The following is a 24,880-nucleotide window of genomic DNA, read 5'->3' as shown; positions in this document are numbered from 1 at the left end:
CCCTTCACCACCACGTGTTTTGTCAAACGCGCAACGGACACAGTAACCCTTTGATCTCAGGGCCGTCGGCGTTCTATCCTTTGGCACGGCAAAAATCGAGGAATGCATTGATGAAATTGACCTGGTACGGACATTCGGCCTTTCGCGTCGAGACCGAAGGGGCGACTATCCTTATCGACCCCTATCTGATTGGTAATCCGTCATGGACAGGTGGCTGGGAAGGTCCTGCGGAAGGCGTCACGCATGTGCTGTTGACCCATGGTCACAACGATCATGTTAGCGGCGCGGTGGAGGTGCTGAAGAAGAGCGGCGCCCAGTTGGTCGCCAATTACGAGATCTGCATGTACCTGGTCGGCAAAGGCGTCAGCGGCAATAAGATCAATCCCGGCAACATCGGCGGCACCGTCGATTGCGGCGCCTTCACCACGACCTTCGTCCAGGCGCTTCATTCCTCGTCGTTTGGCGTCGACGGCGGCCAGAACATCTATCTCGGCAATCCGGGCGGGCTCGTCCTGCATTTCCCCGAGGACAAGACGCTCTACCATATGGGCGACACCGACATTTTCTCCGACATGGCGCTGATCAACGAACTGCACGAGCCGAAGATCGGCATTGTGCCGATCGGCGACCGCTTCACCATGGGCGGTGCCGTGGCAGCCCTTGCCTGCCGGCGTTTCTTCGGCTTCGATACGGTGGTACCCTGTCACTTCGGCACGTTCCCGATCATCGACCAGACGGCTGAAAAGTTCGTGGCCGGGCTGGAAGGATCGGGTGTCGAGGTTGCCTTGCCGAAAATAGGCCAGACCATCACGTTGTAGAGTGAGACACAGTTTATCGAAAAAATGGAATAAAACCATGGCTTTGAGACAATCTCTTTGGATCTCGATGTTGGTTGCGGCCTCTCCCGCGGCCGCCGCGGAAGATTTCATCGAGGGCGTCTATCTGCAGTCCAAGGAGCTTTGCGCGCAGGCCAAGAAGGATACTTTGCAGACCGTGATCGATGCCGGCAACGTTGTGCTGTCGGCGCGCGGCCTGGACAGCGTCGAATACAATTGCGAGTTCCTGCAGATCACCAAGGCGAAAAGCGCGCCGAGCTGGGCGGTGACCGCCATCTGCCAGGAGCCGGACAATGTCTTTCCCGATGTTTTGTCTGTTACCCAAATGAACGCGAGCCAGATCGACCTGGTTTCGGTTCGCCCGGTCGCCGACGAAGGTGAGCAGAGCGGCAATGGCGGCAGCTATTTCCTCTGCGACGGTGTGGCTTTGCCATAGGATGAATGCTCTGGGAGAGGACGATACAACGCATGCGGCGTGATAGCGTGACCCGATGGGCATCCTGAAACGGGCCCGGTCGCTTCTCGGTCTGGAGCGCCCCGTCTTCCAGACGCTGGAACTGCACGTTGCGTCGATGCAGAAGGCGAAATATCGCCTTTCCGGGAAATGGGATCCCTATCTTGCCTACAAACCGCTTGCGCCCGGCTGCACGCGGGCGGCGTTGAAGGCCTTCGCCGCGCTGGAAGACGAGGCGGCCTGCGGCATGTGTTCAGCCGAGAAACGCCTTTTTGAATTGCCCATCCCGCTGCGCATGCCGAAGAACCGCGTCGGTATCGCGACCTGAACCCCGTACGATGCAGTTGCGCGGCACGCGCCGCGCCGCTATAGCGCGGGCTGGTTTTCCCAAAGGCGACAAATATGTCCGTTGATCTTCAGACAGTGAAGCGCGTTGCGCGTCTCGCCCGCATTGCGGTGAGCGAGGAGGATGCCGAGCGCATGACCGGCGAGCTGAACGCCATCCTCGGCTTCGTCGAGCAGTTGAATGAGGTCGACGTCTCCGGCGTCGAGCCGATGACCTCGGTGACGCCAATGGAGATGAAGAAGCGCCAGGACGTCGTCACCGATGGCAGCAAGGCGGCTGATATCGTCGCCAACGCGCCAGCCACCGAAGAGAATTTCTTCCTGGTGCCAAAGGTCGTGGAGTAAGCCGCCAATGGCAATCGAGATCGCCATTGAGACGCCGCTGCAGGACGATGTGCGCGGGCTGGTCGAGGAGCTCAACGCCACGCTGCTCGAACTGACGCCGCCCGAGCACTGCTATCATTTGACCGTCGAGCAGATGGCCGGCGAGGACACCACCGTCTTCATCGCCCGCGACAATGGCCTGGCCATAGGCTGCGGCGCGCTGAAGCGCCATGACCGCACCGTCGGCGAGGTCAAGCGCATGTACACGCGGCCTTCGCATCGCGGCCGCAAGATCGGCGCGAAGATTGTCGAGCGTGTCGAAGCGCTGGCCCGCGACGAAGGGTTGAAGCGTCTGGTGCTGGAAACCGGCGACCGCCATCCGGCGGCGTGGACCGTCTACGAACGTGCCGGCTTCTCGCGCTGCGGCCCGGTGCTGGATTATCCCGATTCCGAATGGTCGGTGTTTTACGAAAAGAGCCTTTGATGAGCGACCTGACCCAGCTGACGATTTCGCAGGCCCGTGCCAAATTGCGCGCCAAGGAGATCACCGCCGCCGAGATCACTGAGGCCTATCTCTCGGCGATCGAGCGCGCCAACCCGGCGCTCAACGCCTATATAGTCGTCACCGGCGACAAGGCGCGCGACATGGCCAAGGCCTCCGACGCCAAACTGGCGAAGGGCGAGGGCGGTTCTCTGGAAGGCATCCCGCTCGGCATCAAGGATCTGTTCGGCACCGAGGGCGTCCACACCCAGGCCTGCAGCCATGTGCTGGACGGCTTCAAGCCACGCTACGAATCGACCGTGACCGCCAATCTGTGGGCCGACGGCGCTGTCATGCTGGGCAAGCTCAACATGGACGAATTCGCCATGGGCTCGTCCAACGAGACTTCCTACTACGGCCCGGTCGTCAACCCGTGGCGGCGTTCGCGCCTCGACACGCTGGTGATGCCGACCACGCATCAGGGCGATGGCGGCTTTGTCTCCGCTGGCGGCACCAAGACGGCCCGCACGCTGGACAACGCGCAGCTGGTGCCCGGCGGCTCGTCGGGCGGCTCGGCTTCCGCGGTCTCGGCATTCCTGTGCGCCGGCGCCACCGCAACTGATACCGGCGGCTCGATCCGCCAGCCCGCCGCCTTCACCGGCACGGTCGGCATCAAGCCGACCTATGGCCGCTGCTCGCGCTGGGGCATCGTCGCCTTTGCCTCGTCGCTCGACCAGGCCGGGCCGATCGCCCGCGACGTGCGCGATGCCGCGATCCTGTTGAAGTCGATGGCTTCCGTCGACCCAAAAGACACCACCTCGGTCGACCGGCCGGTGCCGGACTACGAGGCGGCGATCGGCAAGCCGATGAAGGGCATGAAGGTCGGCATCCCCAGGGAATACCGCGTCGACGGCATGCCGGAAGAGATCGAGGCGCTGTGGCAGAAGGGCATTGCCTGGCTGAAAGACGCCGGCGCCGAGATCGTCGACATTTCGCTGCCGCACACCAAATACGCTCTGCCGGCCTATTACATCGTCGCGCCCGCCGAAGCGTCGTCCAACCTCGCTCGCTATGACGGCGTCCGCTACGGCCTGCGCGTGCCGGGCAAGGACATTGTCGACATGTATGAAAAGACCCGCGCCGCCGGTTTCGGCCGCGAGGTCAAGCGCCGCATCATGATCGGCACCTATGTGCTGTCGGCCGGCTACTACGACGCCTACTATCTGCAAGCGCAGAAGGTGCGCAACCTGATCAAGCGCGATTTTGAAAACGTCTTCGCCGCCGGCGTCGATGTGATCCTGACCCCGGCGACGCCATCGGCCGCCTTCGGTATCGCCGACGAAGACATGGCCGCCGATCCGGTGAAAATGTACCTCAACGACATTTTTACGGTGACCGTGAACATGGCCGGCCTGCCGGGCATCGCCGTGCCCGCTGGGCTCGACGCCAAGGGCCTGCCGCTCGGCCTGCAGCTCATCGGCCGGCCCTTCGACGAGGAAACCCTGTTCCAGACCGCTGCCGTCATCGAGCAGGCGGCCGGCACATTTCAGCCGGAGAAGTGGTGGTAGGATGCCGCCCTCGTCTCGTATTTCCATCGTCGAGACGAGAGACGAACTGCTGATCACCAACCCGCCACGCACCTCCGATTTCAGGACAGGCTTTGCCCTGATAGGGGCCTCGATCGTAGCCTACACCGGCTACATGGGATTGAGAGACACGTCGCCTGCGACGATCACCAGCGGCACTATCGGCCTGCTGTCGTTCGTGGCGGTCATTGCCCTCTTCACCTATTTCCTCGGCAAGGATTTTGTCTGGCTGGTGTTCGGCAAGGAAACCCTGCGGCTAACCAACACCGCAGCTGCGCGCGAGGTCAGGGGTTCTTTGCAAAATCGTTCGGCATTGCCCTTGAAAGGGCACCTTAAGGTCGAAATCCTCGATCATACCTACCCAACGGATGAAGCCGGACTGTCGGAAGTCATGCGCTTGACCAACGCGAATGGCTCGCTTGATTTCGGCAGGGAATTGAGCCGTCCGGAGGCGGAAGATGTGGCGAGTGCGATCGAGCACTTCATCGGCCGTCAAAGTTTGAACTGGTGATAGGCAGGCAATGTTCTTCTATCTCTCCAAGATCTTCTGGTTTTTCGTCCAGCCACTCAACCTGGCGATTTTCCTGCTGCTGGCAGGCTTGCTCGCGGCGGTGGTCGGCCGCCGGCGATGGGCGGCGACGGGCAGCGTGTTCGCCTTCCTCATTCTCGCGCTGTCAGCCTGGACCTCGCTTGGCGCCATGATGCTCAATCCTCTCGAAGAGCGCTTTCCCAAGTCATCTATGCCGGACAAGGTCGACGGCATCGTCGTCCTCGGCGGCGGTTTTGAGGGCGCGATCAATCTGGTGCGCGGCGGCTATGAATTGAACTCCGGCGGCGACCGCATGGTCGAGACGGCCATACTGGCGCGGCATTTTCCAGAGGCGAAGGTGGTTGTATCCGGAGGCACCGGCGAACTGTTTCTCGATGGCGAGGGCGATGCCACCACCGCACCACGCCTGCTGACCGCCCTTGGCGTGAGCGCCGACCGCCTGATCCTCGAGAACAAATCTCGAAACACCTACGAGAACGCCGTCTTCACCAAGGGGCTGGTGACGCCGAAGCCCGGCGAAACCTGGCTGCTGGTGACATCGGCCTTCCACATGCCACGCGCCAAGGCGCTGTTCGACAAATCAGGCTTTGCAACCGTTCCCTGGCCGGTCGACTACCGCACCTCGGGGCGGGAAGGCATCGGCCTGTTCCGCGACAACCCCGCCGATTCACTGCAGGTCACCACCATGGCCATCCGTGAGTGGATCGGCCTCTTCGCCTATTGGCTGTCGGGCCGTATCGATCAACCTTTTCCAGGCCCCGGCGGCTGACCGATCACGGCTTGCCGCGCCGCTGAAAAGAACTGGCGGCGCACCAGCACTGCCAGCAGCAGCAGCGTCGACAGCACGAACACCATCGGGTCGACGAACCAGCCGAGATAGGCGATCGAGAAGAACACGCCACGCAGGCCGGAATTGAAGTGCTTGCCGGCCAGCATATTCATGCGCGCCGCGCGCCACACCGCCGTTTGCGTCACCGGATTTTGTGACGCTTCGCCATGCGGGATCGGCACCGCGCCGATCAGGATCGAGCAATAGTTGAACAGCCGGTACGCCCAGCCGAACTTGAAGAACGAAAAGGCCAGGATCAGCACCAGTCCGAACACTTTCACCTGGAAGGCCGCGCGTGACGGCGCGCCACCCAAGGGCAGGTCGCTCAGCACCGACAGAACCTGGTCGGAGGCACCAAGCAGCGCAAAACAGCCGCCGAGCGCGATCAGCGAGCTGGAGGCGAAAAAGGCGGTGCCTTGCTGCAGGCCGCTCATGATGGCGGTGTCGACGATGCGGATCTCGCGCTCGGCCATGGTTCGCATCCAGGCTTCGCGCTGCGCATTCATCGCCGTCGTCAGTGATACGCGACTGACCAGCTTTCCGTCGGAGGCGAGCGTATGCAGCACCCACACGAGGAGAAAGAAAGCCAGCGCCGCCAGATCGGCCGTCGAAAGATGGAAGGAATCGCCCATGCGTCGCTTTTACCATAAGCAGGGCGGCTTGCCGTGACACCGTTCACCGGCGGATAGACAGATATCGATCAGCCTAGGCCGGCAAAGCTGCGGTGGCTTCCATGCGCAAAGCTTCGACCACCATGTCAGTCCTGGTAACCCATCCGAACGCATGTTCGAAGTTCCATAGAGTGGACTGGCGGTTGAAGTCCGGCCCCGAATGGTTCATCGCGTCTTCGACCAGTATCGGCCAGAACTCGAGGAAATAGGCGTCGCGCGCGGTTGCGTCGACGCAAACATTGGTGGCAACCCCGGTGAACAGGAGATGACGAATCTTCCCAGCGCGCAACCAGGCTTCCAGGCCGGTGTTGCTGAAGCCGCTGTAGCGCGATTTGCGAATGACATGGTCGCCTGGCTCAGGCTTCAGCGCGTCGACGATCTGCCAGTCCCAGCTGTCGTCGATCAACAGCTTGCCGCGAAGCTCGGGGCGCTCGCGCATCAAGACCATCCCCAGTTCCTTGTGATAATTCGGGGACGAGCGATCTCCCGCATCGCTGAGGTCGGGCTTGTAGGACATCTGCAGGTAAATCACGCTCACGCCGGCTTCGCGAGCCGCCTTGAGCAGGCGCTTGTTGGCGTCGATGGCGGGCGCGGCACCGGATATGTCGAAGCCGGCGAGATCGAACATGCCTCCTTTCGTGGCAAAGGCGTTCTGCATGTCCACCACGACGATCGCTGTCTGGGCGGGCACGATGCTCACCGGTCCAGGCTTGGCATTCAACGTAATCACGGCTTTCTTCTCCCGGCAAATGAGTGGCAAGGCCCGCACATATGCTGGCGGGCACGCACGGCGCACGATAGCCGCGCCGCCATGGTCTCGCAATCAATGTCGCTGCCGGAGCAAGCAAGGTCGGCTGGTGCTGCGCCGCGCCCTGCAAAAGAGCGGAAACATCTTGGGAATTCCTATATGGAGTCCTTGATCCCACTCCCGGAGACAGCGCAGCGTGTTCCTTTCGGTTTTCGACCTGTTCAAGATCGGCATCGGACCGTCGAGTTCGCACACGATGGGTCCGATGACGGCGGCGGCCCGGTTTCTCGACGAGATCCTGGGTGATGACTGGCCACGACCGGCCGGTGTCAAGGTCGATCGCATTGGCGCCAGCCTGCACGGCTCGCTCGCTTATACCGGCATTGGCCATGGCTCGGACCGCGCCGTCGTGCTTGGCCTTGCCGGCCTGACACCGCAGACGGTCGATCCCGACCAGGCCGACGGCATCGCCACCCGCATCGCTGCCGACAAGCGGATTTCGCCGCCCGGCCATCCTTCCTATCGCTTCGATCCGGCAACGGATCTGGTGCTCGACAGGAAAACGCCGCTCACCGGCCACGCCAACGGCATGGCGTTCTACGCCTATGACGCCGGCGACCGCCTGCTGCTCAAGCGCATCTATTATTCGATCGGCGGCGGCTTCGTCGTTTCCGAAGAAGAGCTGCAGCGGATGAAGGTGAAAGGGTCGGTGACGACCGAGGGCAAGAAAGTGCCTTATCCCTTCAAGAACGCCGTCGAGATGCTGAAGATGGCGGCAAAGAGCGGGCTTTCCATTGCCGAGATGAAGCGCGTCAACGAGGAGACGCAGATGTCGCGCGAGGCGCTCGACGCCGGGCTCGACGGCATCTGGAGCGCGATGAAAGGCTGCATCGACCGCGGCCTGTCGCAGGACGGCATCATGCCGGGCGGGCTGAAAGTGCGCCGCCGCGCCCGCATGCTGCACGACAAGCTGCAGGAGCAGTGGCAGCAGAACAAACCCAATCCGCTGCTCGCCAATGACTGGCTGTCGATCTACGCCATGGCGGTCAATGAAGAGAACGCCGCCGGCGGCCGCGTCGTCACCGCGCCGACCAACGGTGCGGCCGGCACACTGCCGGCAGTGTTGCGCTATTGGCTGCATTTCCATCCCGAGGCCGACCAGCCCAGCATCCGCGATTTCCTGCTGACGGCCGCTGCCGTCGGCGGCATCATCAAGACCAATGCCTCGATCTCGGGCGCCGAAGTCGGCTGTCAGGGTGAAGTGGGCTCGGCCTCGGCGATGGCGGCGGCCGGACTGTGCGCCGTGATGGGTGGCACGCCTGAGCAGGTCGAGAACGCCGCCGAGATCGCGCTCGAGCATCATCTGGGCATGACCTGCGATCCGGTCGGCGGCCTGGTGCAGGTGCCATGCATCGAGCGCAACGCCCTCGGCGCCGTCAAGGCGGTGACCGCCGCCTCGCTTGCCATCAAGGGCGACGGCGTCCATTTCGTGCCGCTCGACGCGGCGATCGAGACCATGCGCCAGACCGGCCTCGACATGAACGAAAAGTACAAGGAAACCAGCCTTGGCGGGCTGGCCGTCAATGTCGTGGAGTGCTGAGGGCTCTGGCCCACACTGGCACTGTGGAGAAGTCGGGCAGGGCCGTTGACGCCTCCGCGCGCCGGACTAAACCTTAGCCATGGCTCTCAATCTCCTAAAACTCTGCGTCGGCTGCGACAGCGTCGAGGATCTCGAAGAGTGGATTGCCTTCCGCCTCGACGAGCGGCGCCGTGCCGGTGAGCCTGCCGAACACTGGCACACAACCCGCATGGTGCCGACACGCGGCGCCGAGGTTACCGACGGCGGCTCGCTCTATTGGGTGATCAAGGGCAACGTCCAGTGCCGCCAGCTGATCACCGAAATCCGTCCCTTTACCGACGACGAAGGCATCGGCCGCTGCCATCTGATGCTCGCCCCGGAGGTCGTGCGCACCGACTGGCAGCCGCGCCGCGCCTTCCAGGGCTGGCGCTACCTCAAACCCTCCGACGCGCCGCTCGATCTTGGCAAGGGCAAGGCCGGGCTGATCGAGATGCCGCCAAAACTGCGGCGCGAGCTTGCCGATCTCGGCCTGCTCTGATCCCCGCGTATCCAAGCCTCTGGCCCCCAAATGTTGCCCTGGGCAGGGCTTGCAAGCGGTCGAACAACGCCACATCTTGTTTTCATGAGCGACAAGAAGCAGCCCGTGCCCGCACGTGCCAATCCCGCGCCGGTCAAACCTCAATCCAATGCCGGCGAGATCGAAGCCTTTCTTCGTCAGGCAAGGACGCTTGCTGTGTCGGCTGCGGGTTCGGGCCGGCTGATCCTTTCGCTCGACGCGACGATGAGCCGGCAGCCGACCTGGGATCTCGCTTGTGAACTGCAGGGCCAGATGTTCGACGCCGTCGGCAAGGCCGGGAAGCTCAGCGTCCAGCTGGTCTATTTTCGCGGTCTTGGCGAGTGCCGTTCGTCGGCTTTCGTCACCGACACCAATGCTCTGAAGCAACTGATGACGAAGATCGAATGCCGCAGCGGCCATACCCAGATCGGCAAGGTGCTGGCGCATGCGCTGAAACAGACGGCCACAGCCAAGGTCAACGCGCTGGTCTATATCGGCGATGCGATGGAAGAGAATGTCGACGACCTCGCCGAAAAGGCCGGCAGTCTCGGCCTGCATGGCGTTCCTGTCTTCGTCTTTCAGGAAGGTCATGATTCCGGCGCAGAACAAGCGTTCAAGGAGATCGCGCGGTTGTCCAAAGGGGCTTGGTTCCGATTTGATCGGCGGGCTGCCGCGACCTTGGCGGGACTGCTTTCGGCGGTTGCGGTGTTCGCGACCGGCGGGCTGAAGGCGCTCGAAGCCAGGGGCAGGCCGGAAGACCGGCTGATGATCGAGCATCTCAGGGGCGGCGGGAACTGATGGGCGCAATTATCTCATTCGTTGCATTTCTGTTGGTGCTTCTGGGCGCGGTGACCGTCTTCCTGCGCGCCGACCCGCAAAAACTGGCGAGCGGCATGCGCACGGTTGGGCCGGTTCTTCTGGCGCTGGTCGGCGTCGCCGTGCTTGTTGTCGGCCGCGAAGCCATCGCCGGCGTCATCCTGGCCGCGGCCTTTGCCTGGTATGGTTCGCTGCGGACGAAACGGCAGACGGCAAAGCCGGCGCCGGGCAAGCGCTCGACGGTGCGCACCGCCGCCTTGGAGATGGAGCTTGATCACGATACTGGCGGTCTGGAGGGCCTTGTGCTGGCCGGCCGCCATGAGGGCAAGATGCTGGGCGCGATGGGCCTGGCCGAACTGCAGCAGCTCTACCGCGAACTCCCCGGTGACCCGGAGAGCCGTCAGCTGCTAGAGACGTATCTTGACGGCAGATTTCCCATCTGGCGCAAAGACGCTGAGACGAACGGTGGCGAAGGGCTGGGTGTTGCGCCAGGTTCGGGCGCCATGACTAAGGAGGAGGCCTACAAGGTCCTTGGTCTTGAAGCGGGGGCCGCCGCGGCGGATGTCCGCAAGGCGCACCGCCGCCTGATGCAGCGCCTGCACCCCGATATCGGTGGCACGTCTTTCCTGGCGGCGCGAATTAACGAAGCCAAGGACGTCTTGCTCTCCAATCACAACTAGTCTCCTTCGACGCAAAAAATTTCCGGGAGATATCTTCCACGCCGGCCTATTGCTGGACGGCGTAGCAGGCGATTTTCTTCTTCTTCAAAGCGGTGCAGGCATTCCAGGCGGCATCCTTCGAACCGAAACCGCCGAAGCGGGCGCGGTAGTAGGTCTCGCCGTCCTTGTCGAAAGCGACGGTGAAGCCCGAGGCCGCCGCCAGGATCTTCGGCGCCTGCTTGGCCGTCTTGTCGAGGAAAGCCTGCGCTTCGGACTGTTTGGGCGAAGATGCCACCTGCACCGCCCAGCCGGACGGCACGGACGCGGTGTTGACCGGGTCGACCGCCGGAGTGGGTTCGGCGTAGGCCGCCACCACCTGCGCCGTTTCAACCTGGGGCGCCTTCACGATGACGGTCTTGACCTTCCTGGTCTTGACGACGGGCGTGGTCTCTTCGACCACGGCGTCGCTGTCGTCTTCGGCAACCGTCGCGTCGTCGGCAACCGTAGCTTCGGCAACCGTAGCTGTCGGATCGTCGTTGGACGCCACGGCATCGTCTTCAACCACCGGCTTGTCATCGGGCGTCGGCGCGTCGTGCTTTGGCAGCAAGACCTTGGCCAGCGCCTTGATTGGATTGTCGCCGCCGGCCTTGGCGATCAAGGCGCCGCCGCCGCGGGTCGATGCCCTCGGCATATAGGCGTTGATCAGCCCGGCCATCTGGTTGTCGCGGCTACGGCCAGAGGTGCCGCCCATGACGACGGCAACGAGGCGGCGGTTGCCATCGGAAACCGACGAGACGAGGTTGAAGCCGGAGGCGCGGGTATAGCCGGTCTTGATGCCGTCGACGCCCTTGATGCGGCCGAGCAGCCGGTTGTGGCCGTTGATGCGCTGGCGTCCGTAGAGGAACGAACGCTGCGAGAAATAGCCGTAATACTGCGGAAAATGCTCTCGCAACGCGATGCCGAGCATCGCCATGTCGTGGGCAGTGGTGAACTGGCCGGGGTTGGGCAGGCCGTTGGCGTTGCGGAAAACCGTCCCGTTCATCCCAAGCTGCCGCGCCTTGGCAGTCATCATCTTGGCGAAGCTGGCTTCATTGCCGCCGAGCATTTCGCCCAGCGCCGTCGCTGAATCATTGGCCGACTTGGTCACCATCGACAGGATTGCCGTCTCGACGCTGACCGAGCCGCCAGCCTTGACGCCGAGCTTGGTCGGCGGCTCCGCGGCGGCATTGGCCGAGAATGGCACCGGGGTGTTCTTGCTGATCCTGCCCTTCGCCAGCGCTTCGAAGGTCAGGTAAAGCGTCATCATCTTGGTGAGCGAGGCGGGGTAGCGCCGGCCGTTGGCATCGGACGAATAAAGCACCCTGCCGGTTTTTGCATCGACGACGATGGCCGCCGATTTGGCTGCCATCGATGATGCAACATCCGCGACGACGAATGACATCGCCAAAGCGGCGATCATGATCGTTTTGAGAGAGAACGCGGATTTGGAAACGAAGCCCGACAACGCCTTACGCACTGATACTTCCCTTGAATTTTCGTTGCGTCGGAGGCTGCAAAGGGTCCTGCCTCACTTCCTGCCAAACTACCGTGGCCAGCGTTACCAATCCGTTTATGGTAACCGCCGCGTTCACCATTTTCTTCGGGCTTGAACCTCTCTTTATTCGAATTTTAGCCATTGCCGGCGCAGCCGCGGTCCTGCATCCGGTGAAATGTTGACTTTTTGTGCAGCGCACAATATATTGACGTGCATTGCACAAAAGCGCTCAGGCAAGGGCGCCTCAACCCAAGGGAAGCGTGAAATGACCCAGACCTATGAGGACTTCAGCAAATACGGCAAAGACCTTGCCGACACCGGATTGAAGAGCTTCGCCTCGCTCTCGAAGGGCGCCCAGGCGATTGCCACCGAGGCAGGCGAATACACCAAGAAGAGCTTCGAAGCCGGCAGCGCCGCGGTCGAGAAGATCATTTCGGCCAAGTCGCTGGAAAAGGCGATCGAGATCCAGTCCGACTACGCCAAGCAGTCCTATGAGAGCTTCGTCGCCGAGGCCACCAAGTTTGGCGATCTCTACGCCGAACTCGCCAAGGAAGCCTACAAGCCGTTCGAATCGATCGTCGCCAAGGCGAAGTAATTTCGCCAGTCAGTGCGAAAACGGCCTTTCGGGCCTGTGAATCAGACCCGGTCGCGAACACGCGGCCGGGTTTTTTCATGCCGGGTCCAAATTGCGGGCTTCTCACCTTCACGATTTTGAAAATCAGCCAAGTTTGGCCACCTAGCCATATTGTCAGCTAACCTAAAGGGCTTAAAATCGTCCATCGAACACCTACATGTCGAACTCGCATGGGGATTCGAAAGAGGCAGGAATACGTGACGATCGGTTTGACTGCCACGAGACGAGTGGCGCGGATGCAAAGTGGCGACGGCGACGGCAATGAGGCCGGTCGCGGTACGGCCGTCATCACGCGCACAAAAACCAAGACCAAGAAGCCCAGCCTTTATCGGGTCCTCATCCTCAACGACGACTACACGCCCATGGAGTTCGTGGTTCATGTGCTGGAGCGCTTTTTCCAGAAGGACCGCGAAGCCGCCACACGCATTATGCTTCATGTTCACAATCATGGGGTCGGCGAGTGCGGGGTCTATACATTCGAGGTGGCCGAGACCAAAGTGTCCCAGGTCATGGATTTCGCCCGACAGAATCAGCATCCGCTGCAATGCGTGATGGAGAAGAAGTGAGGTAACATGCCGGCTTTCTCCCAAGGCCTGGAAAAGGCGCTCCACCAGGCGCTGACGCTCGCCAATGAGCGGCACCATGAATACGCAACCCTTGAACATCTGCTGCTCGCGCTCATCGACGACACCGAGGCGGCCGCCGTCATGCGCGCCTGCAATGTCGATCTCGACGAGCTGAAGCACACGGTTCTCACTTATATCGATACCGAACTCGACAACCTCGTCACCGGCTACGACGAGGACTCCAAGCCGACGGCCGGTTTCCAGCGCGTCATCCAGCGCGCGGTGATCCATGTGCAGTCGTCCGGCCGGGAGGAAGTGTCCGGCGCCAACGTGCTCGTCGCCATCTTCGCCGAGCGCGAGAGCCATGCCGCCTATTTCCTGCAGGAACAGCAGATGACCCGCTACGACGCGGTCAACTATATCTCGCATGGCATCGCCAAGCGTCCCGGCGCCTCGGAAACGCGCTCGCCGCGCGGCGCCGACGATGAGCAGGGCAACGGCCAGAACGGCTCCGAGCCGCAAGAGGAAGGCGGCAAGAAGAAGCAGCAGCAGGACGCGCTCACCGCCTATTGCGTCAACCTCAACAACAAGGCCAAGGCTGGCAAGATCGATCCGCTGATCGGCCGCGAGTCCGAGATCAACCGCACCATCCAGGTGCTGTGCCGCCGCTCCAAGAACAATCCGCTCTATGTCGGTGATCCCGGCGTCGGCAAGACGGCGATCGCCGAAGGTCTCGCCAAGCGCATCGTCGAGGGCGACGTTCCCGAAGTGTTGCACAACGCCACCATCTTCGCGCTCGACATGGGCACGCTTTTGGCCGGCACGCGCTATCGCGGTGATTTCGAGGAGCGGTTGAAGCAGGTCGTCAAGGAGCTCGAGGATTATCCGGGCGCGGTGCTGTTCATCGACGAGATCCACACCGTGATCGGGGCAGGGGCGACATCGGGCGGCGCCATGGACGCGTCGAACCTGTTGAAGCCGGCACTGTCGTCAGGCGCCATCCGCTGCATCGGCTCGACCACCTACAAGGAGTTCCGCCAGTTCTTCGAAAAGGACCGCGCACTGGTGCGGCGCTTCCAGAAGATCGACGTCAACGAGCCGACCATCGAGGACGCCATCGAGATCATGAAGGGCCTCAAGCCCTATTATGAGGAATTCCACAAGGTGAAGTTCACCAACGAGGCGATCAAGGCCTCGGTGGAGCTGTCGGCGCGCTACATCAACGACCGCAAGCTGCCGGACAAGGCGATCGACGTGATCGACGAGACCGGCGCCTCGCAGATGCTGGTGCCGGAAGCCAAGCGCAAGAAGACCATCGGCATCAAGGAGATCGAAGCGACGATCGCCACCATGGCCCGCATTCCGCCGAAGACGGTTTCGGCCGACGACGAGAAGGTGCTGCAAGGCCTCGATATCGAGTTGAAGCGCGTCGTCTACGGTCAGGACACCGCCATCAGCGCGCTGACATCGGCGATCAAGCTGGCGCGTGCCGGCCTGCGTGAACCGGAAAAGCCGATCGGCTCGTATTTGTTCTCTGGCCCGACCGGCGTCGGCAAGACCGAAGTGGCCAAGCAGCTCGCCGCCTCGCTCGGCGTCGAATTGATCCGCTTCGACATGTCGGAATATATGGAACGCCACACCGTCTCGCGCCTGATCGGCGCGCCCCCCGGCTATGTAGGCTTCGACCAGGGCGGCCTGTTGACCGACGGCGTCGACCAGCATCCGCACTGCGTGCTGTTGCTGGACGAAGTCGAGAAGGCGCATCCGGATCTGTTCAACATCCTGTTGCAGGTCATGGACCACGGCAAGCTGACCGATCACAACGGCAAGCAGATCGACTTCCGCAATGTCATCCTGATCATGACCACCAATGCGGGCGCATCCGATGCGCAGCGCGCGGCGATCGGCTTTGGGTCGACCAAGCGCGAAGGCGACGATGTCGAGGCGATCAACCGGCTGTTCACGCCGGAGTTCCGCAACCGTCTCGATGCGATCATCCCGTTCGGCTCGCTGCCGGTGCCGGTCATCCATCAGGTGGTGCAGAAGTTCGTCATGCAGCTCGAGGCGCAGCTTTCCGAGCGCGGCGTCACCTTCGACCTGTCGCCGGACGCGATCGCCTGGCTCGCCGACAAGGGCTATGACGAGCGCATGGGCGCGCGGCCGCTCGGCCGTGTCATCCAGGAGCACATCAAGAAGCCGCTCGCCGACGAGGTTCTGTTCGGCAAGCTGAAGAAGGGCGGCACGGTGCGCGTCACCGTCGAGAAGAAGGAGACCGGAGAAACCGGCCTGAAACTCGAATCGCTCGCCGACGAAGCGCCGGTCAAGCCGAAGAGGGAAGAGCCGGAAGACGCGCCCAAGCAGAAGAAGGCCCTGGCGAAAAAGCCGGCGGTAAGGAAGCTGGTGGCGCAGAAGCCGGAGCCCAAGGGCAAGGATGGCGGCAAGCGCAGCCTGGTGCCGCAACTGCCGCGCAAGAATTGATCAGTTCGCCAGTTAAGAAAGAGGCCCCGGTTCCGGGGCCTTTTTCTTGGGGTTCCGGCTCGTAGGAGGGAGCGGTCGCCCTCAGCTCAAACGCAACCCATCCGGTGCGAAGCGGGTCAGGAAGTATCCGCACGCCTTCCAGATTGCGAGCGACACCAGTGCGCCGGCGTATCCATCCAGGGCATAGTGCCAGCCAAGGACGACCGAGCTGACCATGATGATGCCGGCGAACGCCCACATCAGAACACCGGCCAATCGGGAACGGCGCGTTGCGTAGAGAGCGAAAAGCACCGCCATCGCCACGTGCATGGATGGAAAGGCGGATATGCCGATACTTCCCTTGGTCGCGCCGGTGTAGCCGCTCCACAAAAGGTCCTGCGTGCTGAGCGCCCAGATCGGATAGACGCGATCGGCGGCAGCCAGCGCTTGCATCAAGGGATGAAAGTCGCTTCCGAACCCCAGCCGCTCATAAAAGCACGGCCCTGCCGACGACAGGCCCATCGCCAGCAAGAAGCCACCCAAAATCCATGCCAGCATGAAGCTCATCAGGAATTGATGCCGCAGCCGTGTGTCTTTACGCGTGATGCAGGCGATGAAAACGGTGGCGATGAGCACGACAAACCAGAAATTATACGCGATGTTGAGCATCCTCACCGCGAACGGCGACTGGACGATAAACCATAGCCATTCATCGGGCGCGCGACCGAAGTGGAGAACTCGATCGGCGTGAGCCAACGCCTGGTCCCATGCGAAAGGCGAAAGGATCGCAATCGCCCCCTTGAGCACGCCGACGGCGGATATAAAGACAATGGCCGCCGCAAGGCCATTCAGGCTGTTGGCTGTGCGCTCGGCGTCGCCGAAGAAGCTGCCCATTGAGCGCAGAAATGTGCCGAGTGGCTCACGATCACGCTTGACCACCGCAAGGTGAAAGAAGCTGCCGACGGCGAAGACACAGCCGCACATCCAGAAAGCGATGACAAGGTAGTACGCGTATTCCTTCAGGGCGCCGAAATCCGGCATGTTTCCGGTTTGCATGCCGACCACGGTTGCCAGAAGCAGGGCGGCGATGGCCATCGCGTGCAGCAGCCGGTGCCGCTTGTAGGCATCCGTCAGAGCGCGCAGGAAAGCGCGTCCGTAAGCTGCCCTCGCCAGGGGTCTCGAGACCGCAACCGAACTGTCCATGATTTCGAAGACTCAAAAGCCCATCGCCTCCTGGCATCCTACAACCAGAGGGTTTGATATTTCCCTAAGCAGATAGTTCGAATTCAAGCTCAAGCCGGTGTCCGGCAAGGCCGATTCTGTCCTCGTCGGGAAGCGATCGCTGCCGGAGCGCCGTCAGCCGGCGCGATCAGCCTTCAATCAGCCAGCCCCGCGCGGATCTTTTCGGCATTTGCAGCCAGCACCTCCGGCTTCTCCATCGCGCCGGTATGTGGCTTCAGCGGGATGCCCTCGAAGCGTGGAATCACGTGCACATGGAGATGGTAGACGGTCTGCCCCGAAGCCGGCTCGTTGAACTGCAGGATGGTGACGCCGTCGGCGCCAAAAGCTTTTTTGACCGCCAGCGCCACCTTCCGCACGATGACAAAGAGCGCACCGAGCGTTGCCGGGTCGGCATCCAGCAGGTTGCGCGACGGCGCCCTCGGCACCACCAGCGTATGGCCCGGCCCTTGCGGCATCACGTCCATGAAGGCGACAACCGCATCATCCTCGTAGATGCGGTGCGAGGGGATCTCGCCGCGCAGGATCTTGGCGAAGATGTTGCTGGCATCGTAGGCGGCTTCAGCCATGGCAGGCGCTCCGGATTTATCTCGCCGTCCCGTTTAGCGAAGCCGCCCGAGGCCGGCAAGACAGCCAGGAGAGATCGCCTAGTCCGCCAGATCCTTGCGGAACGGGGTGTGCTCTTCCAGATATTCGCTCATCCGCTCGACTTCGCGCCGTTCACGCTTGAGATAGTCGGCGACGGCATTGCGCAAGCCGGGATGCGCCAGGTAGTGCGCCGAGTGCATGGTCACCGGCCGATAGCCGCGCGCCAGCTTGTGCTCGCCTTGCGCGCCGGCCTCGACCACTTTCAGCTTGCGCTCGATGGCGAAGTCGATCGCCTGATGGTAGCAGACCTCGAAATGCAGGAAGGGGTGGTCCTCGATGCAGCCCCAGTTGCGCCCGTAGAGCGCGTCCGAGCCGATGAAGTTGATGGCGCCGGCAATGTAGCGCCCGTTGCGCTTGGCCATCACCAGCAGGATGTCTTCGGCCATGCGTTCGCCGATCAGCGAGAAGAATTCGCGGGTGAGATAGGGCCGCCCCCATTTGCGGCTGCCGGTGTCCATATAGAAGGCAAAGAAATCGTCCCAGGCCTTTTCGGTCAGGTCCTTGCCGGTCAGCCAATCGATCGAAATGCCGTCGGCGAGCGCTTCGCGCCGCTCTTTCTTCATCGCCTTGCGCTTGCGCGAAGCCAGCGTGGCGAGAAAGTCGTCATAGGTCGAAAAGCTTTCGTTGAAGAAGTGGAATTGCTGGTCGGTGCGATGCAGGAATCCCGCCCCCACCAGGGCTTCGACATCGTCCTGCGGCGCGAAGGTGACATGCGCGGAAGACACGCCGAGCTTTTCTGTCACCGCCTTCAACCCGGCCGCCAGGCCGGCTTTGACGGTGCGGCTGTCCTCGCCTTTGCTGACCAGCAGGCGCGGACCGGTGACCGGCGTGAACGGCACGGCGCATTGCAGCTTTGGATAATAGCGCCCGCCGGCGCGCTCGAATGCATCCGACCAGCCATGGTCGAACACATATTCGCCCTGGCTGTGCGATTTCAGATAGCACGGCACGGCGCCGAGCAGCTTGCCTTGCGCCGTCTCCAGTCTGAGGTGATGGCCTTGCCAACCGGTGCGTCGCACGGCGCAGCCGGAATCCTCAAGCGCACCCAGAAAGGCGAATGAAACGAGAGGGTTGTAGCCGTTTTCTGTGTCGCCGCGCGTGGTGCCGCCAAAACCGTTCCATTCGTCGCAGGTGAAGGCGCCGATACCGGCGGCGACGCGGATCGAATACTCTGCATCCACCGCTTGCCCGTCGCCTTCATCACCTTGATCCATGAGGCTTATTTAAGCTCCGCGCGGGTCCGTACAAGCCCGGCTTCAGGCAACTTTGACGTGATCGGGTTCGAACCCTTCAAACGTCATCTGGTCGGCATATTTGAAGGTCAGGTCCACCGCCGGCTGGTCATGCACGGTCCAGGTGATTACCGGCATCTTGAGCTTCTCGCGCACGAACGAGACGAACTGGTTCGGCAGGTCGCCCGCGGCATAGGAGGTGAAGGCAATCTCGTTTGCCAGCATGGCGAAATGCGCCTCGATCAGCTTGACGTCCTTGCCATAGGCGGTCAGTCCGCCGGGGATGCCGGGCGCGTATTTGGGGAAGTCGCGGATGAGCCAATGGTCGAACGACATGATCGCCGCCTTGCCCTTGTAGCGCTTGAGCAGCCTGCCGACGCTCGCCACCAGACCTTCGTCGTGGCCGGCAACCCCTTTCAGCTCGACCACCATCGGCACGCGGCCATCGACCAGATCGAGCGCCTCCTGCAGCGTCGGCAGATGGTCTGATGTGGCGCCGATCTTGAGCGTCGTCATCTCCGCTGCCGTGCGCTGCCAGACGAAGCCGTCCTGGCCGGTCAGCCGCTTGAGATCGCCATCGTGGATGATGACCGGAATGCCATCCGACGACAGGTGCACATCGCATTCGATCGCGTAGCCGCGTTCGGCAGCCGCGGCAAAGGCCGAAAGCGTGTTCTCCCAGCGTGTCTTGTTCATGTCGTGAAAGCCGCGATGGGCGACGGGGCGGGCGGTCAGCCAGGAAAGGTCTGTCATGTCAGGCTCATTCGACTTCGAAGATCGCTTCGATTTCCACTGCGGCATTAAGCGGCAGCGAGGCGGTCCCGACGGCGGAGCGGGCATGCTTGCCGCGCTCGCCGAGTGCGGCGACGAGAAAATCGGAGGCGCCGTTGGCAACCAAATGCTGCTCGACGAAATCGGTCGTCGATGCGACGAAGACGGTGATCTTCACCAGGCGGCGGATTTTTTCGAGATCGCCAAGGGCTGCCTTGGCTTGCGCCAAGATGTTGATCGCGCAGTATTTTGCCGCTTCCTTGCCGCCCGCCGTGTCGACGTCGCGGCCGAGCAGCCCGCTCGCCTGCAGCTTGCCGTCCTTCAGCGGCAGCTGTCCGGCGGTGAACAGCAGATTGCCGGACCGGCAATAGGGCACATAGTTGGCGGCGGGCGCGGCGGCGACCGGAAGCGTCACGCCGAGATCGCTTAGCCGCTTTTCGATTGTTTCACTCATGGTATTTCCCTATTGCTTGGTGACGCCGCTCAGGCGGGGCCGAAATTGCTATTTTTGCCTCGCTTCCGCCACGACTTTTTTTAAGCTGGACCATCTTTCCCTGCGGCCTGCCATCAGCCGCGACGATCGGAGCACCTCAATGCGCGCAACGCGCCTCGCATTTCACGCCGTTCTGCTGCCGGCGGTTTTCTCGATGGCTCCCGCCTTTGCCGTGCCGGCACTGCAGGCGCATCGCGCCGTCTATGATCTCACCCTCGACAAGGCGTCCGATCGCTCCGGCATTACAGGCATTTCCGGCCGCATGGTCTATGAGTTCAACGGCTCGCCTTGTGAAGGCTATACGGTGAAATTCCGCTTCGTCACCCAGATCGCCACCAACGACAACACAAGGCTGACCGACCAGCAGACAACCACTTTCGAGGATGCCGAAGGCAAGACCTTCTCGTTCGTGACGAAGTCCTTCGTCGACCAGAACCTCGACAAGGAGGTCAAGGGCATCGCCACGAAAGAGACCAAGGGGCTCAAGGTCGATATCGACAAGCCGGAGAAAAGCAGCCTTGAATTGGCGGCCACCCAGTTTCCGACCCAGCATCTGGTCGAATTGATCGGCAAGGCCGAAAAGGGCGAAAGCTTCTACGAAACCAATCTCTTCGACGGTTCGGAAGACGCCAACAAGGTGATGACCACCACTGTCGTCGTCGGCAAGAAGACGGATGCCGACAAGGCCGATCCGGAAGCGCCGGCGCTGGCCAAGCTTGCCACCGACAAATACTGGCCGGTCGACATCGCCTATTTCGACGAGACCGACAAGTCAGGCGAAGAGGTGCCGGAATACCGGATCAGCTTCAAGCTGCACGAGAACGGCATCACGCGCGACCTCGTCATGGACTATGGCGACTTCTCGATGACCGGCAAGCTGGTCAATCTGTCGCTGTTCGATCAGTCGAAGCCCTGTCCGGCGAAATAGCCCTGCCAAGCCGTCATGGCGGTCTATGTCGACGCGGCGATCTGGAAATGGGTCGGTCATCGCTGGTGCCATCTGATGGCCGACGACACCGACGAACTGCATCGTTTCGCGGCTAAGCTTGGCATCAAGCGCTCGTCCTACCAGGGTCCGCCGAAGACATCGGCGCCGCACTATGACATAACCGGCTTTGAACGCGATCGCGCGGTACGGCTCGGCGCGATTGAATGCAGCCGCGAGGAGATCGTCGCGATCTTCCGGCGCGTGCGGGTACCGAAAGGGAAGATAAGGTCATGACATTGACGGCTTTTGTGGCCTATTGCGTCGCCATCACGCTCGCCGCCGCCACGCCGGGTCCGGCGATGTTTGCCGTCATCACCAACGGCGTGTCGCGCGGCTTTGTCAGGGCTTTCATGGCCGGCCTCGGCGTCGCCGCCGGAGACGCGGTGCTGGTCACTTTGGCCCTGCTGGGCCTGGTGGCGCTGGCCCAGACCTTCGAATGGGTGTTTCTCGCCCTGAAATATGCAGGTGCCGCCTATCTGGTTTTTCTCGGTATCAGGATGTGGCGGTCGGCCGCCGCGCAATCGGATGGGTTGCAGGCAGAACAGGCAAGGTTGTCGCGATCGTTTTTCCTCGGCGCCTCGATCGCGCTGGGCAACCCCAAGGCGATCCTGTTCCACGCCTCCATCATGCCGCTGATCCTCGATCTCAACACCATGACCTTCGCTGACGGGCTGCTGGTGATTGCGGTGGTGATCAGCGTCAACATTGTCACCATGGGCGCCTATGCGGCACTTGCAGGCAGAGCCTCGGGCTGGTTCAGGACACCGCGGCGCATGCGGCTGATGAACAGGTTTGCCGGTGGCGCCATGATTGGCACCGGTGCGCTGATCGCCGCACGCTGAACCGCAGGGCGCCACAGCGCTTGCCTTTATCGCGCATCCCCTCTATATGCGCGCTCATTCCACACACGGACTTTGGTGTCTTCCCGGGAGAAATCCGGCTGAAACCTCCGGTGGCGTTCGAGGACAAAGTCCAAAAATGCCTGTGTCCGTGGAGGCTAACCGGAAAAGGAACTAAGAATGGCACTGCCTGATTTCAGCATGCGCCAGCTTTTGGAAGCTGGCATTCACTTCGGCCACCAGACCCACCGCTGGAACCCGAAGATGGCGCCTTACATCTATGGCGCCCGCAACAACATCCACATCATCGACCTCTCGCAGACGGTGCCTTTGCTGCACCAGGCGCTGAAGCAGGTTTCCGACACCGTCGCCAAGGGCGGCCGCGTGCTGTTCGTCGGCACCAAGCGCCAGGCGTCCGACATCGTCGCCGACGCCGCACAGCGCTCGGCCCAGTATTATGTCAACTCCCGCTGGCTCGGTGGCATGCTGACCAACTGGAAGACGATCTCGAACTCGATCCAGCGCTTGCGCAAGCTCGACGAGATGCTGGCCGGCGAGGCCCAGGGCCTCACCAAGAAGGAGCGCCTCAACCTCGATCGCGAGCGCGAGAAGCTCAACAAGGCGCTCGGCGGCATCAAGGACATGGGCTCGACGCCCGACCTGATGTTCGTCATCGACACCAACAAGGAAGCGATTGCCATCCTCGAGGCCAAGCGTCTCGGCATCCCGGTTGTCGCCATCATCGATTCCAACTGCGATCCGGACAAGATCGACTTCCCGATCCCGGGCAATGACGACGCGGCTCGCGCCATCCAGCTCTATTGCGATCTGATCGCCAAGGCAGCGCTTGACGGTATCGCCCGCCAGCAGGGCGCGCTCGGCGTCGACATCGGCGCTTCGGTCGAAGCTCCGGTCGAGCCTGCGCTCGATCCGGCCCCGGCCGCCGAGACCCCGGAAGCCTGATAGTCGAAGGCCGGCTCCGGCCTTCATATTTCTCATATTTTGGCGCGCTAAGCGCTGGCGTTGGGCGCATCACCGAGATTCGGTGGTGCGTCGGCGCATTTTAAACCAAAGAGGCGACAATGAGCATTTCGGCTGCACAGGTCAAAGAACTCCGCGACTTGACCGGCGCGGGCATGATGGACTGCAAGGCGGCGTTGACCGAGACCAACGGCAATATGGAAGAGGCCGTCGACTGGCTGCGCAAGAAGGGCATCTCCAAGGCCGACAAGAAGGCTGGCCGCACCGCGGCTGAAGGCCTGATCGGTGTCGACAACGGCGTCCGCGAGGCCGCTGTCGTCGAGGTCAATTCCGAGACTGACTTCGTCGCCCGCAACGCCGCTTTCCAGGAAATCGTCGCCAATGTTGCCAAGGTTGCTCTCGCCTACGGCACGACAGAGGCTGTGGCTGCCGCAAAGTATCCGGGTTCGGACAAGTCGGTTGCCGACACCATCAAGGACGCCGTCGGTACCATTGGCGAGAATATGGGCTTCCGCCGCTCGGCCAAGCTGACCGTTCCGCACGGCGCAGTCGCTACCTACGTCCACAACGCGGTTGCCGACGGTCTTGGCAAGCTCGGCGTTCTGGTCGCGATCGAGACCACGGGTAATGAGCATGCCGCCAACGCCTTTGGGCGCCAGGTCGCCATGCACGTCGCCGCCACCAACCCGCTGGCGCTGACCGCAGAGCAGATCGATCCGGCAGCGGTCGAGCGCGAGAAGGCGATCTTCTCCGACCAGGCGCGCCAGTCCGGCAAGCCGGAAGCGATCATCGAAAAGATGGTCGAGGGCCGTATGCGCAAGTTCTACGAAGAGGTTGTGCTGTTGAAGCAGGCTTTCGTGCTCAATCCCGACATCACCGTCGAGAAGGCGCTGAAGGATGCCGAGAAGGACATCGGCGCTCCGGCCAAGATCACCGCCTATCTGCGCTTCGCGCTCGGCGAGGGCATCGAGAAGGAAGAGACCGATTTCGCGGCGGAAGTTGCGGCTGCGGTGAAGAAATAGTCCTTTAGAATAGTCCCTGAAGAGGGGCTTCTCAGCTCAGGCAACTCGGCCGGGTGTCCGCAAGGATGTCCGGCCGATCTCTTGTGCGGAATCGATGAAGGCCCGCAGCTTCGGCGCCATCGCCGCCCGGCGCGGGAAGTAGAGGAACAGGCCGGGCTCCTCGATCGCCGTCTGCGGCAGGATCTGCACCAGCCGGCCTGCGGCAAGATCCGCGCGCACCAAAGGTTCGAAGGCATAGGCTAGACCGACTCCGGCAAGCGCCAGGTCGATCGCGGCAAGCGAATCCGTGACGATGACCGTACCTTTCGCCTCCACAACGACATCCTTGCCGTCCTCGGTCAGGTCCCAGCGGTAGAGCGCACCGGAGCGGACAAGCCGGTAGCCGATGCAATTGTGGTTGGCGAGATCGGCCACGCTGCGTGGACGGCCATGCCGTCCGATATAGGCGGGAGAGGCAACGATGACGGCCTTGAATGCCGGTGTCAGCCGGACCGTGACCATATCCTGCGCGATCATCTCGCCCAGCCGGATGCCGGCGTCGAAACCCTCGCCGACAATGTCGACCAGCCCCTGCTCGGTGAGCAATTCAACGGTCACATCCGGATAGCGCTCCGCCATCGCCGCGATCACCGGCGTCACCGCCAGCGGAACAGCGATGTTGGGAACGTTGAGCCTGAGCAGGCCCGAAGGTCGGCCCTTGATGGCACGGATCCGGTCCATTCGCTCTGTAATGTCCTGAAGGGCAGGGGCCGCCGTCTCCACCAGTGCCTTGCCGGCTTCGGTCAATGAGACGCTGCGCGTCGTGCGCGCGAACAGAGGCTGGCCGATGCGCTCCTCGACAAGGCGCACCGCATGGCTGACCGCGGACGGGCTCATGCCGAGTTCGGCCGCGGCAAGCGCGAAGCCGCCGCGCCGGGCAACGGCGACGATGACGGGCAGATGGCTGAGCAGGTCCCGATCCATTCATGAGCAATATCGCATAGTGCTTGCGAACAATGCAATCTTATAGATGTCAGCGAACTGCTCCACATTCTCGCCAACA

The 24,880-nt window shown here is 62.2% G+C and carries 30 protein-coding genes; 21 read left to right on the top strand and 9 right to left on the bottom strand.

Annotation, left to right across the window (positions count from 1 at the left end; translation table 11 throughout):
- Positions 1-110 precede the first annotated feature (110 nt).
- The 8 genes from AC1D0N_RS20835 to AC1D0N_RS20800 all read left to right on the top strand — a co-directional run bounded on the left by AC1D0N_RS20835 (position 111) and on the right by AC1D0N_RS20800 (position 5,345).
- Positions 111-818: a metal-dependent hydrolase gene (locus tag AC1D0N_RS20835; protein ID WP_477247162.1), complete on the top strand. Its 708-nt coding sequence runs from the start codon at positions 111-113 to the stop codon at positions 816-818.
- 37 nt (positions 819-855) lie between these two features.
- The gene (locus AC1D0N_RS20830; RefSeq protein WP_477247160.1) at positions 856-1,272 is read left to right on the top strand and encodes a hypothetical protein; all 417 of its coding nucleotides are present in this window, start codon (positions 856-858) and stop codon (positions 1,270-1,272) included.
- A gap of 55 nt (positions 1,273-1,327) precedes the next feature.
- Complete coding sequence (locus AC1D0N_RS20825) at positions 1,328-1,618, top strand: hypothetical protein (protein WP_477247158.1); 291 nt, start codon at positions 1,328-1,330, stop codon at positions 1,616-1,618.
- Between the two features lie 74 nt (positions 1,619-1,692).
- Positions 1,693-1,980, top strand: a complete 288-nt coding sequence (gene gatC, locus AC1D0N_RS20820) for an Asp-tRNA(Asn)/Glu-tRNA(Gln) amidotransferase subunit GatC (protein WP_095793007.1) — start codon at positions 1,693-1,695, stop codon at positions 1,978-1,980.
- A gap of 7 nt (positions 1,981-1,987) precedes the next feature.
- The gene (locus AC1D0N_RS20815) at positions 1,988-2,443 is read left to right on the top strand and encodes a GNAT family N-acetyltransferase (protein WP_477247156.1); all 456 of its coding nucleotides are present in this window, start codon (positions 1,988-1,990) and stop codon (positions 2,441-2,443) included.
- Positions 2,443-4,008, top strand: coding sequence for an amidase (locus AC1D0N_RS20810; protein ID WP_477247155.1), 1,566 nt, complete (start codon positions 2,443-2,445; stop codon positions 4,006-4,008). Before AC1D0N_RS20815 ends, AC1D0N_RS20810 begins: the two co-directional genes overlap by 1 nt.
- A gap of 1 nt (position 4,009) precedes the next feature.
- A complete protein-coding gene (locus tag AC1D0N_RS20805; protein WP_477247153.1) occupies positions 4,010-4,537 on the top strand; it encodes a hypothetical protein in 528 nt (175 codons plus the stop codon).
- A 10-nt stretch (positions 4,538-4,547) separates the two neighbouring features.
- Positions 4,548-5,345, top strand: coding sequence for a YdcF family protein (locus tag AC1D0N_RS20800; protein WP_477247151.1), 798 nt, complete (start codon positions 4,548-4,550; stop codon positions 5,343-5,345).
- On the opposite strand, the gene AC1D0N_RS20795 is transcribed toward AC1D0N_RS20800, so the two are convergent.
- Both AC1D0N_RS20795 and AC1D0N_RS20790 read right to left on the bottom strand, forming a co-directional pair.
- Positions 5,318-6,037 carry a DUF599 domain-containing protein gene (locus AC1D0N_RS20795; protein ID WP_477247149.1) on the bottom strand — a complete coding sequence of 240 codons (720 nt, stop codon included), beginning with the start codon at positions 6,035-6,037 and terminating at the stop codon, positions 5,318-5,320. The two genes, AC1D0N_RS20800 and AC1D0N_RS20795, sit on opposite strands and share 28 nt — an antisense overlap.
- A gap of 73 nt (positions 6,038-6,110) precedes the next feature.
- Positions 6,111-6,806, bottom strand: coding sequence for a cysteine hydrolase family protein (locus tag AC1D0N_RS20790; RefSeq protein ID WP_477247148.1), 696 nt, complete (start codon positions 6,804-6,806; stop codon positions 6,111-6,113).
- Between the two features lie 214 nt (positions 6,807-7,020).
- On the opposite strand from AC1D0N_RS20790, the gene AC1D0N_RS20785 reads away from it, so the two are divergent.
- The 4 genes from AC1D0N_RS20785 (at position 7,021) to AC1D0N_RS20770 (ending at position 10,455) form a co-directional block, all read left to right on the top strand.
- Positions 7,021-8,424: an L-serine ammonia-lyase gene (locus AC1D0N_RS20785; RefSeq protein ID WP_477247146.1), complete on the top strand. Its 1,404-nt coding sequence runs from the start codon at positions 7,021-7,023 to the stop codon at positions 8,422-8,424.
- A gap of 79 nt (positions 8,425-8,503) precedes the next feature.
- The gene (locus AC1D0N_RS20780) at positions 8,504-8,941 is read left to right on the top strand and encodes a DUF1489 family protein (protein WP_477247145.1); all 438 of its coding nucleotides are present in this window, start codon (positions 8,504-8,506) and stop codon (positions 8,939-8,941) included.
- 84 nt (positions 8,942-9,025) lie between these two features.
- Positions 9,026-9,757 carry a vWA domain-containing protein gene (locus tag AC1D0N_RS20775; RefSeq protein WP_477247143.1) on the top strand — a complete coding sequence of 244 codons (732 nt, stop codon included), beginning with the start codon at positions 9,026-9,028 and terminating at the stop codon, positions 9,755-9,757.
- Entirely contained in the window at positions 9,757-10,455 is a 699-nt protein-coding gene (locus AC1D0N_RS20770; protein WP_477247141.1) for a DnaJ domain-containing protein, read from the top strand. Before AC1D0N_RS20775 ends, AC1D0N_RS20770 begins: the two co-directional genes overlap by 1 nt.
- Before the next feature lie 46 nt (positions 10,456-10,501).
- Here the strand turns inward: AC1D0N_RS20770 and AC1D0N_RS20765 are convergent, their stop codons facing one another.
- A complete protein-coding gene (locus tag AC1D0N_RS20765; RefSeq protein ID WP_477247208.1) occupies positions 10,502-11,893 on the bottom strand; it encodes a D-alanyl-D-alanine carboxypeptidase in 1,392 nt (463 codons plus the stop codon).
- Between AC1D0N_RS20765 and AC1D0N_RS20760 the strand changes: the two genes are divergently transcribed.
- The 4 genes from AC1D0N_RS20760 (at position 11,820) to clpA (ending at position 15,646) form a co-directional block, all read left to right on the top strand.
- Positions 11,820-12,083, top strand: a complete 264-nt coding sequence (locus AC1D0N_RS20760; protein WP_477247210.1) for a hypothetical protein — start codon at positions 11,820-11,822, stop codon at positions 12,081-12,083. The two genes, AC1D0N_RS20765 and AC1D0N_RS20760, sit on opposite strands and share 74 nt — an antisense overlap.
- A gap of 150 nt (positions 12,084-12,233) precedes the next feature.
- A complete protein-coding gene (locus tag AC1D0N_RS20755; RefSeq protein WP_477247139.1) occupies positions 12,234-12,563 on the top strand; it encodes a phasin family protein in 330 nt (109 codons plus the stop codon).
- A gap of 275 nt (positions 12,564-12,838) precedes the next feature.
- Positions 12,839-13,168: an ATP-dependent Clp protease adapter ClpS gene (clpS, locus tag AC1D0N_RS20750; protein WP_477247207.1), complete on the top strand. Its 330-nt coding sequence runs from the start codon at positions 12,839-12,841 to the stop codon at positions 13,166-13,168.
- A gap of 6 nt (positions 13,169-13,174) precedes the next feature.
- Entirely contained in the window at positions 13,175-15,646 is a 2,472-nt protein-coding gene (clpA, locus tag AC1D0N_RS20745; RefSeq protein WP_477247137.1) for an ATP-dependent Clp protease ATP-binding subunit ClpA, read from the top strand.
- An 81-nt stretch (positions 15,647-15,727) separates the two neighbouring features.
- Here the strand turns inward: clpA and AC1D0N_RS20740 are convergent, their stop codons facing one another.
- From AC1D0N_RS20740 to AC1D0N_RS20720, 5 genes are all read right to left on the bottom strand, one after another.
- On the bottom strand, positions 15,728-16,828 hold the full coding sequence (locus AC1D0N_RS20740; RefSeq protein WP_477247135.1) for a phosphatase PAP2 family protein: 1,101 nt from the start codon (positions 16,826-16,828) through the stop codon (positions 15,728-15,730).
- A 173-nt stretch (positions 16,829-17,001) separates the two neighbouring features.
- The gene (locus AC1D0N_RS20735; protein ID WP_477247134.1) at positions 17,002-17,433 is read right to left on the bottom strand and encodes an HIT family protein; all 432 of its coding nucleotides are present in this window, start codon (positions 17,431-17,433) and stop codon (positions 17,002-17,004) included.
- Between the two features lie 78 nt (positions 17,434-17,511).
- Positions 17,512-18,726 (bottom strand): GNAT family N-acetyltransferase, encoded by a 1,215-nt coding sequence (locus AC1D0N_RS20730; protein WP_477247132.1) that lies wholly within the window; start codon positions 18,724-18,726, stop codon positions 17,512-17,514.
- 42 nt (positions 18,727-18,768) lie between these two features.
- Positions 18,769-19,497, bottom strand: coding sequence for a glycerophosphodiester phosphodiesterase (locus AC1D0N_RS20725; RefSeq protein ID WP_477247130.1), 729 nt, complete (start codon positions 19,495-19,497; stop codon positions 18,769-18,771).
- Between the two features lie 7 nt (positions 19,498-19,504).
- Entirely contained in the window at positions 19,505-19,969 is a 465-nt protein-coding gene (locus AC1D0N_RS20720) for a RidA family protein (protein ID WP_477247128.1), read from the bottom strand.
- A gap of 139 nt (positions 19,970-20,108) precedes the next feature.
- Here AC1D0N_RS20720 and AC1D0N_RS20715 point away from each other — a divergent pair, with 139 nt between their 5' ends.
- From AC1D0N_RS20715 to tsf, 5 genes are all read left to right on the top strand, one after another.
- Positions 20,109-20,936, top strand: a complete 828-nt coding sequence (locus AC1D0N_RS20715) for a cell envelope integrity EipB family protein (RefSeq protein ID WP_477247126.1) — start codon at positions 20,109-20,111, stop codon at positions 20,934-20,936.
- 15 nt (positions 20,937-20,951) lie between these two features.
- Positions 20,952-21,230, top strand: a complete 279-nt coding sequence (locus AC1D0N_RS20710) for a DUF4031 domain-containing protein (protein ID WP_477247125.1) — start codon at positions 20,952-20,954, stop codon at positions 21,228-21,230.
- On the top strand, positions 21,227-21,838 hold the full coding sequence (locus AC1D0N_RS20705) for a LysE family translocator (protein WP_477247124.1): 612 nt from the start codon (positions 21,227-21,229) through the stop codon (positions 21,836-21,838). The genes AC1D0N_RS20710 and AC1D0N_RS20705 overlap by 4 nt, the downstream gene beginning before the upstream one ends.
- Positions 21,839-22,015: 177 nt before the next feature.
- Positions 22,016-22,798, top strand: a complete 783-nt coding sequence (gene rpsB, locus AC1D0N_RS20700; protein ID WP_477247122.1) for a 30S ribosomal protein S2 — start codon at positions 22,016-22,018, stop codon at positions 22,796-22,798.
- A 119-nt stretch (positions 22,799-22,917) separates the two neighbouring features.
- Complete coding sequence (tsf, locus tag AC1D0N_RS20695) at positions 22,918-23,838, top strand: translation elongation factor Ts (RefSeq protein WP_477247120.1); 921 nt, start codon at positions 22,918-22,920, stop codon at positions 23,836-23,838.
- A 36-nt stretch (positions 23,839-23,874) separates the two neighbouring features.
- On the opposite strand, the gene AC1D0N_RS20690 is transcribed toward tsf, so the two are convergent.
- Positions 23,875-24,801 carry a LysR family transcriptional regulator gene (locus tag AC1D0N_RS20690; RefSeq protein WP_477247119.1) on the bottom strand — a complete coding sequence of 309 codons (927 nt, stop codon included), beginning with the start codon at positions 24,799-24,801 and terminating at the stop codon, positions 23,875-23,877.
- Positions 24,802-24,880: the final 79 nt, after the last annotated feature.

This window comes from Mesorhizobium sp. P2_E10 (assembly GCF_056404235.1).
The sequence above is the reverse complement of the archived record's forward strand: the minus strand, read 5'-3'. Positions and strand labels throughout refer to the sequence as shown.